This window comes from Alishewanella sp. HL-SH05 (assembly GCF_052655985.1).
Genome location: NZ_CP199753.1, coordinates 3,359,005 through 3,372,041 on the forward strand (window position 1 = coordinate 3,359,005; position 13,037 = coordinate 3,372,041).

The window sequence follows — 13,037 nt, forward strand, 5'->3', positions numbered from 1 at the left end:
TGGTATTTTGAAGCAAAAAAAACCGGAGCCTAAGCTCCGGTTTTTTTTCGTTCGGTAATCGATTAACGATTGCCCAAAACAGAGAAACGTTTTTTGAAGCGATCTACACGACCACCTACGTCTAACACTTTTTGCTTACCAGTATAAAACGGGTGACATGCTGAACATACGTCCAAGTGGATGTCTTTGCAAAGTGCAGAGCGAGTTTTGAATGCATTACCGCAAGTACAAGTAGCAGTAATTTCTTTGTATTCTGGATGGATACCTGGTTTCATGGGTTACCTCGTTAGGCCGTATCGCTATCTGGTCACAATTTTTGGCGCCAGACACCATACGCAATTACAGTTAATTTAGGGCGCGTAGCTTAATTGATAGGCAAACAAGTTGCAACCTGCCCGCGGCAAAAAAACACTATTTTTGTTTTACTTGGCAAGCCGGATATCGATCCTTAAACTAACAATCCCTTTGCTTTGTTGTGGAAACCATAGTGACCGTTATTCGAGTGGCTCTGCCCGTCCCGTTACGCCAACATTTTGATTATCTGTTACCTGAAAACAGCAGTGTAACAGTGGGGTGTCGGGTACAAGTGCCATTTGGTCAACGTCAGTTAATTGGGATTGTTTGGCAAATTGATCCGGATAGTCCTTTTGAACACAGCCAACTCAAAGCAGTAAGTCACATTTTAGAAGACGCTCCGGTGATCTCCGGCACCCTACGCCTTTTATTAAGCTTTGCAGCGGAATACTATCACCATCCGTTAGGTGAAGTGCTGACCGCAGCCCTTCCTGCGTTATTGCGTGAAGGCCGACAACTGCGCGATTATGCCCTAACCGGCTATCGATTAACGGCGGCAGGCGAAGCAGCACAAAGTAGTGATTTTAAGCGTTCGGCGAAGCAACTTGCCTTGTGGCAAACGCTGCAAACCAGCCCTTTAGCTGAAGATACACTACTGCAACAGCATCATCGCAGCACACTGAAACAACTGATAGATAAAGGCATGGTTGTTGCTGAAACACTAGAGCGTCAACCTTACGCCTATCAAGGTTTAGCACAAACACCCTTACAACTGACAGTTGACCAGGCTATTGCTGTGAGTGCGGTGCAGCAAGCTTACGGAAAGTTTCAGCCGTTCTTGTTAGAAGGTGTCACCGGCTCGGGTAAAACCGAAGTGTATTTGCAATGCATTGCGCCTCTATTAGCCCGTGGCGAACAAGTCTTATTGTTGCTACCTGAAATTGGTTTAACGCCGCAAACACTTCAACGTTTTGTACAGCGTTTTAATGTGCCCGTTTTAGCTTGGCACTCTAACCTCAGCGATGGCGAACGTTTGTCATGCTGGCTACAAGCGGCAAGTGGCAGTGCTGCGATTGTCATTGGCACGCGCTCGGCGCTGTTTTTACCGTTTCGACAACTCAATTTAATTATTATTGATGAAGAGCATGATTTATCTTTAAAGCAGCAAGATGGCTTTCGCTATCATGCGCGTGATCTGGCGATTAAACGCGGCTCATTAGAAGGCTGCCCTGTGTTGCTTGGCTCTGCCACCCCCAGTTTAGAATCTTTATATAATTGCCAACAAAAACGTTATGTGCATTTAGAACTGCAACATCGCGCTACAGGGCAAAGCTTACCGCCATTTGAGTTAATTGATTTAAAACAGCAGCAATTACAGTTCGGCTTAGCCGATAGCAGTATTAAACAAATCCGCGGCCAGTTAGCCCGTGGTAAGCAAGTGATGTTATTTTTGAATCGCCGCGGTTTTGCCCCCGCGCTTAGCTGTCAAGATTGCGGCTGGCTAACCGAATGTAAACGTTGCAGCACCTTTACCACTTATCATAAACATAGTCGCCAATTATTATGTCACCATTGCGGCGCCAGCCGCCCTATTCCTAGACAATGCGGCTCTTGTGGCAGTGCTCGATTAGCGCCAGTTGGCCAAGGCACTGAACAGTTAGAAGAACATTTGCAGCAGTTGTTTGCAGATACACCCGTAACCCGCTTAGACCGCGATAGTACAAGGCGAAAAGGTGCTTTAGGGGAGTTGCTCAAGGATATTAATCAAGCTGGGCCACGCCTAATTTTAGGTACGCAAATGCTGGCGAAAGGCCACCACTTTCCTTTTGTGACTTTGGTGGTAATTGTTGATGTAGATGGCGCCTTATACAGCGCAGACTTTCGTGCGCCAGAACAATTAGCTCAACTGCTGACACAGGTCGCTGGCCGCGCAGGTCGAGGCAATGACAAAGGTAAGGTATTACTGCAAACACAGCATCCTGAACATGCCCTGCTGCAAGATATTATTCAAAACGGTTATGCGGCTTTTGCACGCAGTGCCCTGCTCGAACGCCAACAAACCACCTTACCGCCCTATCAGCACTTGGCATTATTTCGTGCCGAAGCCCTGCAAAGTGACTTATGCCAGCAGTGGTTACAACAGGTCGCAGAGCTTTGCCAAGCCTATAACGGTTTACAGCGGCTAGGGCCGTTATTATCGCCTTTAGAGCGCAAAGCGGGTAAGTATCGCTGGCAGTTGCATTTGTACAGCCAAAATAGACCGCTATTGCATCATGCCTTAGGGCACATCTTGCCAGAAATCACACGTTGGCCGCTGAGCCGTAAAGTAAAATGGCAGCTCGATGTGGATGCTCTGGATCTGAGCTAAGTACATAGGGCTTGTTGACGTTTGATGGTTGTTTTTGCAGCTGAGTGACTGCCATTTATACAAGGCAGAGCTTGTGCCGTGTAGTTATTCTACATAAACAAGCGACCCGTTTGTATGGAACAAACGGGAACAGCTCTGCTGGCCGAAGGCGAAATATAGGAATATTTCGTATAACGCAGTAGAAATGGCAGCCACACGCTGCCCGAAGGGTTTGTATGGCGATGCTTTGCTCTTTGTCACTTGTCGTTTATTTAGAATAACTAAACTGCACTCCTCGTTTCGCGATCAAAACATCGCCAAACGAACAAAATCTAAACAGCAAACGTCAACAAGCCCTAGGCAGAGTGATAGCTCTATTTCATTTTTTACTATTCAAGGTAGAATAGCCGCTGTTGTAATGAGTAGGTAATCAAACAGTCACTATGCCACAAAAAGATTATGTGCGCGCCAGTCGCCCGAAACCGGCCAGCAAGACCAAAGGCAAAGCCCGCCCAGCACGCGGTGCCAAAGCGCAAGCTGCCTCACAAAAACCTTGGATATTAATCGGCTTGGTGCTCTGTGTCTTATTGGCTTTTGTTTACGGTTTGTGGTTTTTACGCCAACAAGCTCCGGTGGTAACGCAGCCTGAAGCACCCGCTCCGGCTGTTACCGTGAAAAAAGATGAATTGCCTCCCAAGCCCGTAGCTGAGCCTTATCAATATATTGAAGAGCTTAAAAATAAAGAAGTGACCGTCGAAGTGACAGAGCAGCGTCGCAGTGGTCCGGCGCAACTGCAATGCGGCTCATTTAGACAGCAAACCCAAGCCGAAGCCATGAAAGCGCAAATCGCCTTTGCGGGCATTACCGCCGATGTGCGCCGCACCGAAGGTACTAATGGCGTGTGGTTTCGGGTAGTGCTGGGCCCTTATGAGTCTCGTCGTGCTGCCACCGTTGATATGAATCGGTTACGGCAAATGGGTATTAATACCTGTCAGGTGCGTAACTGGGCTTGAAAAGCTAACGCCTAAACCCTATCTATGCCCTAAGTTAATTCGCCATAGGGCATATTCATGACAACTATCGTATCTGTTCGACGCAATGGTCACGTCGCCATCGGCGGTGATGGCCAGGTGTCACTGGGCAACACCGTAATGAAAGGTAACGCCCGTAAAGTTCGCCGTCTTTACCATAATAAAGTCTTGGCAGGTTTTGCCGGCGGTACCGCTGACGCCTTCACCTTATTTGAACGCTTTGAAGCCAAACTTGACATGCACCAAGGCCATTTAATGCGCGCGGCCGTTGAGTTAGCAAAAGATTGGCGTACCGATCGCATGCTGCGCAAACTCGAAGCGTTACTGGCCGTAGCCGATGCCAACACCTCTTTGATCATTACGGGTAACGGCGACGTGATCCAGCCAGAACACGATCTCATCGCCATTGGCAGTGGCGGCCCTTTTGCGCAAGCGGCGGCGACAGCCCTGCTACAAAATTCTGATCTAGGCGCGCGTGACATCGTTGAAAAAAGCCTAAAAATTGCCGGTGATATTTGTGTCTATACCAATCACCATCACACCATTGAAGAATTATAAGCGGAACAATTATGTCTGACATGACGCCTAGAGAAATCGTCCACGAGTTGGATCGACACATTATCGGTCAAAATAAAGCCAAACGTGCCGTTGCTATTGCCTTACGTAACCGTTGGCGCCGTATGCAGCTTGATGAAAGCTTGCGCCAAGAAGTCACCCCCAAAAATATTCTGATGATTGGCCCAACGGGTGTAGGTAAAACTGAAATTGCTCGTCGCTTAGCCAAATTGGCTAACGCGCCCTTTATTAAAGTTGAAGCCACCAAATTCACCGAAGTGGGTTATGTCGGTAAAGAAGTAGAAAGCATCATCCGTGATCTGGCAGACAGTGCCGTTAAAATGTTACGTGAACAAGCGATTGCCAAAAATCGTTTTAGAGCAGAAGAAGCCGCAGAAGAGCGGATCCTCGATGCTTTACTGCCACCCGCCAAAGACGCCTGGGGTGAAACAGAAAAAAGTAGCGAATCGAATACGCGGCAAATTTTCCGTAAAAAGCTGCGTGAAGGCCAATTAGACGATAAAGAAATCGAATTGGAATTGTCACAAGGCCCCATTGGCGTCGAAATCATGGCGCCACCGGGCATGGAAGAAATGACGTCGCAATTGCAAAGCATGTTTCAAAGCTTAGGCAATGACAAAAAGAAAAAACGTAAGCTGAAAATCAAAGACGCTTTTAAGCAACTAATTGAAGAAGAAGCGGCACGTTTGGTTAATCCTGAAGAGCTTAAGCTAGAAGCCTTAGAAGCGGTTGAACAAAATGGTATCGTATTTTTAGATGAAATCGATAAAATTTGTAAACGCGGCGAAACCAGCGGCCCCGATGTTTCACGCGAAGGCGTGCAACGTGACTTACTGCCGCTGATTGAAGGCTGCACCGTGAACACCAAGCACGGTATGGTAAAAACCGACCATATTCTGTTTATTGCGTCTGGCGCCTTTCAAATGAGTAAACCCTCCGATCTTGTGCCTGAATTACAAGGTCGCTTGCCGATCCGGGTTGAACTGGAAGCGTTAACCGCCGCTGATTTTGAACGCATCTTAACCGAACCTAAAGCGTCACTGACCGAACAAGCGCAAGCGATGCTCGCCACTGAAGGGGTGAACATCAGCTTTACCGCTGACGGCATTAAGCATATCGCGGCCGCGGCCTTTCAAGTCAATGAAACCACAGAAAACATCGGTGCTCGTCGTTTGTACACGGTGATGGAGCGTTTATTAGAGGAAATCTCTTATGATGCCGCCGATCATGCGGGGCAACAAATCAGTATCGATGCTGAGTATGTTGAAAAACATCTGGGCAACTTAGTACAAAACGAAGATCTCAGTCGGTTTATTTTGTAATGACCAAAAAGTTGGTTGGACTTCATTACCATCAACGTCGCCGTTTGCTCGACTTACAGTTTAGCGACGGCAGCCTCAGCAGTTTGAGTGCCGAGTTTTTACGCGTGCACTCCCCCTCTGCTGAGGTGCGTGGTCATGGCCAACCTAAGTTGGTCAGCCATAAACGTGACGTTGCCATCAAGCAGATCCAAGCAGTGGGTCATTACGCAGTAAAACTGGTTTTTGATGATGGCCATGCTACTGGCTTGTACAGTTTTGCTTATCTTTGCCAGTTGGCTGAAAATGAAACAACCTTGTGGCAAGACTATTTGGCCAAGTTAAAACAGGCTAATGCCAGCCGTGAACCGCTGATCAGTATTAAAACGCTGTAAGGGCCAGTGCACTGCCGTTAAGCATCCGCCTGTTACCACTTCTCTCTCAAGTAGAAAACCGCATTGCGTAAGTGACTTTGCCTAATGGTGCTCGAAGTTGTGCTTGAGCTTAGGTGGTAGCAGGTTATACTGTTCGCATACTTTTCTTGCAGTTTGGAGCCACCTTATGGAATATAACACCTCAGAGCTTTGCGATCTGTACGCGGATCAAGTTGATGTCGTTGAGCCGATTTTTGCTAACTATGGTGGTCGCCGTTCTTTTGGCGGAAAAATCCACACCGTAAAATGTTTTGAAGACAACGGTTTGGTGCGTCAAATGCTGACTGACAACGGCATTGGTAAGGTGTTACTGATTGACGGTGGTGGCTCAGCTCGTCGTGCTTTAGTTGATGCGGATCTGGCCTCTTTAGCGGCAAGCAACGGTTGGGAAGGCATTGTCTGCTACGGTAGCGTGCGCGATCTTGATGCATTAGAAGATTTCGATATCGGTATTCAAGCCGTTAATGCGATCCCGATTGGCGCTGACGATGCAGGCTTTGGTGAAACCGAAGTGCCCGTTAATTTTGCCGGCGTAACCTTCCTACCTGGTGATCATCTGTATGCTGACAGTACCGGCATCATTTTATCGCCGGATGCACTCGACATCGAGTAACGCATGAACGCCCTGCACTATTTGACTCAAGCGCAACTTGCGCGTTGCTGTCAGCAGCGCAGCGGCGAGCAACGATTATCTGCCCAGTTACGCTTTCCTGAAGCCACTTTATCGTTAGCAGAGAACCTTGCCTTACATGCCGCTCACGGTGGCAAGTTTGTCATACTGGGGATCCCAGAAGATCTGGGCCCTAGAGCGAACGGTGGCTTTGCTGGTGCACAATTAGGCTTTCAAGCGTTTTTAAACAAATTCCTTAATCTGCAAGCTAATGCATTACTCGCCGGTGAATATATTTTGATCCTCGGTGAGGTAGCTTGTGCCGATTTACAAGCACAAAGTACAGCATTAGATCATCAACAACCCGAGCATTTAAGCCAATTACGCGCCCTTTGTGCGCAACTTGACGAACGAGTATTCAGTGCCGTTCAACCTATTTTTGCGCAGGGCTTAACCCCGATAGTGATTGGCGGTGGTCATAACAATGCCTTACCACTGTTGCGGGCGTTAAGTGATTGTCAGCAGCAACAGGTTAATTGTATTAATTTGGATCCGCATGCCGATTTTCGTGCCTTAGAAGGCCGACATAGCGGCAATGCGTTTAGTTATGCGCAAGCTGAAGCGTTATTACAGCATTATTTTGTGCTGGGGCTGCATGTGCAAAAAAATAATGCCGCCAGTTTGACGGCCTTACAGCAAGCGAATTTTGAATATCTCAGCTATCAACAGATCTTTGTAGAAGGCCAGTACAACTGGAGCCAGGCCATCGAACTGAGTTTGCAAAGAGTGTTATCCGCTAACACCAAGTTAGCACTTGAAGTGGATACCGACTGCATTACCAGCATGCCTGCCAGCGCGCTTAACTACAGTGGTATTAGCGTAGCTGAAGCAGAGCAAGCCGTGTTTCACTTCGCCAAATTACCGCAAACCGCTTATTTACACTTAGCCGAAGCCGCGCCTGCGCAACATCCAAGTGGTGAAGCTGCAGGGATGAATCAATGCGGCCAAGTGTTAAGCCAACTGGTACAAGCCTTTTTAGCGGGAAAGCAACAACAGCCGCCAAGCATTGACTAAAGGGTGATCAGCTACACATTTTTGGCTAAGCGGCACAAGGTGCCACCAATGACCACTTGTTTAAGCGCACTGACGCCAAATTGATAACATAATTCTGCCGGTTGGCTAATCGCATAACAGGCAAAATCGGCACGCATTCCCACAGCCAAACTTCCCCGGTCAGTCAATCCCAGCGCCTTGGCAGCATGACGCGTCACGCCTAATAACGCTTCTTCTGGCGTTAAACGAAACAAGGTGCAGGCCATATTCAACATTAACAATAATGAACAAAATGGCGAGGTCCCCGGATTAAGATCGGTGGCAATCGCCATTGGCACCTGGTAGCGACGTAAAAGCGCTATCGGTGGTAATTGGGTTTCCCGTAAAAAGTAATAAGCCCCCGGTAATAACACCGCAACGGTACCGGCGTTTGCCATACGGGCAATCGCTGCCTCATCCAAATATTCCAGATGATCCGCGGATAACCCCGAAAACTCAGCCACTAAGGCGCTGCCGCCCAAGTTAGATAATTGTTCCGCATGCGCTTTAACCGGTAAGCCTAATGCCTTGGCCGTGTTAAATACTTGCCGACACTGCTCAACACTAAAGCCAATACCTTCACAAAACACATCAACCGCGTCCACCAACTGTTGCTCAGCAAGCAGCGGTAACATACGACACACTTCGTTGATATAACCCGCCGCATCCTCTTTAAATTCTGCTGGCAGTGCATGCGCACCTAAAAAGGTTTTTACAATATTCAGCGGATGATGCTCAGCTAACAACGCGGCGACTTCAAGCAGCTTTTGCTCATTGGCTAAGTCGAGACCATAGCCTGATTTAATTTCTACAGTCGTCACGCCTTCGTGCAGTAAGCTATTGAGGCGATCTTTACCTAATACAAACAATTGTTCATGGCTGGCTGCCCGAGTGGCTTTTACGGTACTGGCAATACCGCCACCGGCTGCCGCGATGGCTTGATAACTGGCCCCTTGTTGGCGTAGCTCAAATTCATTGGCGCGACTACCAGCAAACAGCAAATGGTTATGACAATCAATTAAACCGGGCAGGATCCATTGGCCTTTTGCATCGTACAGCGGCGTACTTAATGCATCAAATTGCGGCAAATCGGCTTGTGGCCCAACATAAGCAATCAAACCGTCTTTGATGGCCAATGCGCCGTGCGCGATAGCACCATAAGGCTGGCCGTTTTCCGTCATGCTGGCGATCTGAGCATTCACCCACACGGCATCAAATTCTGTCACTGTTCCTCCTGAGCACAATTCTGCTAACACTTAATCGCGCAACGACCTCTAGGGCTAAAGCCCAAACTATTAAAAATAGTCTATACGAAAAACTTGTATATACAACCAAGATCCGCTATTTTTATTTGCAGCTAATTAGCGGATCCGTTCTGACCCGCTGTCTGACTAACACGAGAATAACATGGCAAAATTTGCAGAAATAAAAGAGTTTATGCTACGGCAAATTGAAAGCGGTGCCTGGCCTGAGCACAGCCGTGTGCCATCCGAAAATGAATTGGCCGAGCAATTCTCCGTTAGCCGCATGACCGCCCGGCGCGCTTTGCAAGAGCTAACCGAGCAAGGCATTTTGTATCGAACGCAAGGTGTTGGCAGCTTTGTTGCGGCACTTAAATCCCAGTCATCTTTATTGCAAATACATAATATTGCTGATGAAATTGCCGGCCGTGGCCATACCTATAGCGCAACCTTAGTACAGCTAACCGAATTACCTTGCCCGACCATTGTGGCAACAGCACTGGGGTTAAAACGCAATGATCCTGTGTTTTTCTCACTGATTGTGCACCTGTCTGCCGGTCAACCATTGCAACTCGAAGCGCGCTATGTCAATCCGCTGCAAGTGCCACTGTATATCCAGCAAGATTTTCAAGAGCAAACACCGCATCACTATCTAAGTATGATTGCGCCACTGACCGAAGCTGAACATATCGTTGAAGCGATCTGGCCAGATAACTTTACTTGCCAGCATCTACAACTGAAAAAACCTGAACCCTGCCTGCGCTTGACCCGTCGCACCTTTAGCCGTGATGGTGCCGTTAGCCTGGCTTATCTCACCTCGCCTGGTAGCCGCTATCGGCTAGGCGGACACCTTAATTTTGCGTTACCCCGTTAACAGAGGTTGCTATGAACACGAACCGTATTGATAACAGCAGAGTGATCCGCGCCGCGCGCGGCAAGCAGATCACCGCCAAAAGTTGGCAAACTGAAGCCGCTAAGCGCATGCTAATGAACAACCTGGATCCTGAGGTGGCTGAGCATCCGCAAGCCCTGGTGGTGTATGGTGGTATTGGCCGCGCGGCTCGTAACTGGGCTTGTTTTGATAAAATTGTCGAGGTGTTAGACCGGTTAGAGGATAACCAAACACTGTTAGTGCAAAGCGGTAAACCCGTTGGTGTTTTTCCAACCCACCCTGATGCACCGCGGGTGTTAATCGCCAACTCTAATTTAGTACCGGCGTGGGCGAACTGGCAACATTTTAATGAATTAGATCGACAAGGGTTAATGATGTACGGCCAAATGACCGCTGGCTCATGGATCTATATCGGCACGCAAGGCATCGTACAAGGCACCTATGAAACCTTTGTGGCGATTGCTAAGCAGCATTTTGACGGTAACGCCGCCAATAAATGGATCTTAACCGGTGGTCTCGGTGGCATGGGCGGTGCACAGCCATTGGCCGCAACCATGGCCGGCTTTCATATGATCGCCTGTGAAGTGGATGAAAGTCGCATCGATTTTCGGCTAAAAACCGGCTATATCGACCAAAAAGCCTACTCATTAGATGAAGCGTTACAATTACTTGAGCAGGCTAAAGCCTCAGGCAAACCTACCTCGATTGGTTTATTGGCCAATGCCGCCGATGTGTTTAGCGAATTAGTCAACCGGAACATCACGCCCGATGTGGTGACCGATCAAACCTCCGCACATGATCCTTTAAACGGCTATTTACCCCAAAACTGGACCCTGCAAATTGCAGCAGAAATGCGCCAGCAAGACGAGGCCAAAGTGGTTAAAGCCGCGAAACATTCTATGGCCGTTCAAGTGCAAGCGATTTTAACTTTGCAGCAACGCGGCGCAGTCGCTACCGACTATGGCAATAATATTCGGCAAATGGCCAAAGACGAAGGCATAGACAATGCTTTTGATTTCCCGGGGTTTGTTCCTGCCTATATTCGGCCACTGTTTTGCCAAGGCATTGGGCCATTTCGGTGGGTTGCCCTGTCGGGCGATCCAGAAGACATTTACAAAACCGACGCCAAAGTCAAAGAGCTGATCCCGGATGATACCCATTTGCATCATTGGTTGGATATGGCACGCGAGCGCATTCAGTTTCAAGGTTTACCCGCTCGTATCTGCTGGATTGGCTTAAAAGATCGCGCCCGTATCGCTTTAGCATTTAATGAGATGGTAAAAAATGGCGAACTCAATGCCCCTGTTGTTATTGGTCGTGATCATCTTGATTCTGGCTCGGTTGCCAGCCCTAATCGTGAAACTGAAGCCATGCTAGACGGCTCAGATGCCGTTTCCGATTGGCCATTACTGAACGCCTTATTAAATACCGCTGGCGGTGCTACGTGGGTGTCGTTACATCATGGCGGTGGCGTGGGTATGGGTTACAGCCAACACAGTGGCGTGGTGATTGTCGCGGATGGAACAGAGGAAGCGGCAGCACGTTTAGGTCGAGTGCTGTGGAATGATCCGGGTACAGGGGTAATGCGTCATGCCGATGCAGGTTACGACATTGCCAAAAAATGTGCCCATGAACAGGGCCTAGATCTACCAATGATGACGGGAGAACAACCATGACCTTCGCCTTAAACTTGATCCCTGGCCAGCTTAGTTTGGCACAATTACGTGCTGTGCAACAAGGCGCAGTAACGCTCAGCCTAGATGCCAGTGCGCTCCCTGCTATTGCTCAATCAGCCGCTTGTGTCGCCGATATTATTAAACAAAATAAAGTGGTGTATGGCATCAATACCGGCTTTGGCTTACTGGCTAGCACACGGATTAAAAACGATGAATTAGAATTGTTACAACGGTCTATCGTGTTATCGCATGCCGCGGGCTTTGGCCAGTTTATGGCAGATAGCACCGTACGCTTAATGATGGTGCTAAAAATCAATTCGCTCAGCCGTGGCTTTTCGGGTATTCGCTTAAGCGTGATTGACATGCTAATTGCCATGGTTAATGCCGAGTTATACCCGTGTATTCCAGAAAAAGGCTCAGTTGGCGCCTCTGGCGATCTCGCGCCACTTGCTCATATGGTATTACCGTTAATCGGTGAAGGTGAGATTTGCTACAAAGGGCAAATTTATGATGCTAAAGAAGCACTCGAATTAGTCGGTTTAGCGCCGATTACCCTTGCCGCGAAAGAAGGTCTGGCCTTACTGAATGGCACACAAGCCTCTACCGCCCTGGCCTTACAAGGCTTGTTTCATGCCGAAGATTTGTACGCTGCAGGTTGCGTTATTGGCGCAATGAGCGTGGAAGCGGCACTTGGCAGTCGTGCGCCATTTGATCCCCGCATCCATCAGGCGCGTGGCCAAAAAGGCCAAATTGATACTGCCTGCATTTATCGGCACTTGCTGCAAACCGGCTCTGAAGTAGGCCATTCCCATGAAAACTGTGAAAAAGTACAAGATCCCTACTCGTTACGCTGCCAACCTCAGGTGATGGGTGCCTGTTTAACGCAAATCCGTCATGCGGCAGAGGTGCTGCAAGTTGAAGCCAATGGCGTTACAGATAACCCCTTAGTATTTGCAGAGGATGGCGATATTTTATCCGGTGGTAACTTCCATGCCGAACCGGTTGCTATGGCCGCCGATAACTTGGCCTTAGCCATAGCCGAAATCGGCGCACTGTCGGAACGACGTATGGCGTTATTAATTGATGCTAGTTTGAGTAAGTTACCGGCTTTCTTGGTGCCAAACGGTGGGGTCAACAGTGGTTTTATGATTGCACAGGTGACCGCTGCTGCGCTGGCCTCAGAAAATAAATCGTTAGCACATCCTGCTTCAGTCGACAGTTTACCGACTTCAGCCAATCAGGAAGATCATGTTTCCATGGCAACCTTTGCCGCTCGGCGCTTGGCTGATATGGCCGAGAACACTACCGGCGTGTTGGCGGTGGAATATCTTGCTGCGGCACAAGGCTTGGATTTTCGGGCGCCACTGAAAAGCACCCCGGTGTTAGAGCAAGCAAAAGCCGCTTTGCGCGACGAAGTCAGCTTTTATCAGCAAGATCGTTACTTTGGTCCCGATATAGAAAAAAGTGCCGCCTTAGTGCGCTCGGGTGTATTTAACCCCATGTTACCCAGCGGTATGTTATGTAGCTTTTAAACTCACACTAACCA

At 48.5% G+C, this 13,037-nt stretch carries 12 protein-coding genes; 10 read left to right on the forward strand and 2 right to left on the reverse strand.

The window, feature by feature from the left end:
• Window positions 1-62: 62 nt before the first annotated feature.
• Entirely contained in the window at window positions 63-275 is a 213-nt protein-coding gene (gene rpmE, locus ACUJFL_RS15380; protein ID WP_226751047.1) for a 50S ribosomal protein L31, read from the reverse strand.
• Window positions 276-487: 212 nt separating this feature from the next.
• Between rpmE and priA the strand changes: the two genes are divergently transcribed.
• The 7 genes from priA to ACUJFL_RS15415 all read left to right on the forward strand — a co-directional run bounded on the left by priA (window position 488) and on the right by ACUJFL_RS15415 (window position 7,664).
• The gene (gene priA, locus ACUJFL_RS15385; RefSeq protein WP_445427927.1) at window positions 488-2,662 is read left to right on the forward strand and encodes a primosomal protein N'; all 2,175 of its coding nucleotides are present in this window, start codon (window positions 488-490) and stop codon (window positions 2,660-2,662) included.
• Between the two features lie 422 nt (window positions 2,663-3,084).
• Window positions 3,085-3,654, forward strand: a complete 570-nt coding sequence (locus ACUJFL_RS15390; protein WP_445427928.1) for an SPOR domain-containing protein — start codon at window positions 3,085-3,087, stop codon at window positions 3,652-3,654.
• 57 nt (window positions 3,655-3,711) lie between these two features.
• Window positions 3,712-4,230, forward strand: coding sequence for an ATP-dependent protease subunit HslV (gene hslV / locus ACUJFL_RS15395; RefSeq protein ID WP_226751044.1), 519 nt, complete (start codon window positions 3,712-3,714; stop codon window positions 4,228-4,230).
• A gap of 11 nt (window positions 4,231-4,241) precedes the next feature.
• The gene (hslU, locus tag ACUJFL_RS15400; protein ID WP_226751043.1) at window positions 4,242-5,570 is read left to right on the forward strand and encodes an HslU--HslV peptidase ATPase subunit; all 1,329 of its coding nucleotides are present in this window, start codon (window positions 4,242-4,244) and stop codon (window positions 5,568-5,570) included.
• On the forward strand, window positions 5,570-5,941 hold the full coding sequence (locus tag ACUJFL_RS15405; RefSeq protein ID WP_226751042.1) for a gamma-butyrobetaine hydroxylase-like domain-containing protein: 372 nt from the start codon (window positions 5,570-5,572) through the stop codon (window positions 5,939-5,941). Before hslU ends, ACUJFL_RS15405 begins: the two co-directional genes overlap by 1 nt.
• A 166-nt stretch (window positions 5,942-6,107) precedes the next feature.
• On the forward strand, window positions 6,108-6,593 hold the full coding sequence (gene rraA, locus ACUJFL_RS15410) for a ribonuclease E activity regulator RraA (RefSeq protein ID WP_226751041.1): 486 nt from the start codon (window positions 6,108-6,110) through the stop codon (window positions 6,591-6,593).
• Between the two features lie 3 nt (window positions 6,594-6,596).
• Entirely contained in the window at window positions 6,597-7,664 is a 1,068-nt protein-coding gene (locus ACUJFL_RS15415) for a formimidoylglutamase (protein ID WP_445427929.1), read from the forward strand.
• A gap of 11 nt (window positions 7,665-7,675) precedes the next feature.
• Here ACUJFL_RS15415 and hutI read toward each other — a convergent pair whose 3' ends face one another.
• On the reverse strand, window positions 7,676-8,908 hold the full coding sequence (gene hutI, locus ACUJFL_RS15420) for an imidazolonepropionase (RefSeq protein WP_445427930.1): 1,233 nt from the start codon (window positions 8,906-8,908) through the stop codon (window positions 7,676-7,678).
• Between the two features lie 181 nt (window positions 8,909-9,089).
• Here hutI and hutC point away from each other — a divergent pair, with 181 nt between their 5' ends.
• From hutC to hutH, 3 genes are read left to right on the forward strand one after another with little or no spacing between them, the layout of a single operon-like run.
• The gene (hutC, locus tag ACUJFL_RS15425; RefSeq protein ID WP_226751039.1) at window positions 9,090-9,797 is read left to right on the forward strand and encodes a histidine utilization repressor; all 708 of its coding nucleotides are present in this window, start codon (window positions 9,090-9,092) and stop codon (window positions 9,795-9,797) included.
• 11 nt (window positions 9,798-9,808) lie between these two features.
• Window positions 9,809-11,491: a urocanate hydratase gene (gene hutU / locus ACUJFL_RS15430; protein ID WP_445425435.1), complete on the forward strand. Its 1,683-nt coding sequence runs from the start codon at window positions 9,809-9,811 to the stop codon at window positions 11,489-11,491.
• Window positions 11,488-13,023, forward strand: a complete 1,536-nt coding sequence (gene hutH / locus ACUJFL_RS15435) for a histidine ammonia-lyase (RefSeq protein WP_445427931.1) — start codon at window positions 11,488-11,490, stop codon at window positions 13,021-13,023. The genes hutU and hutH overlap by 4 nt, the downstream gene beginning before the upstream one ends.
• Window positions 13,024-13,037: the final 14 nt, after the last annotated feature.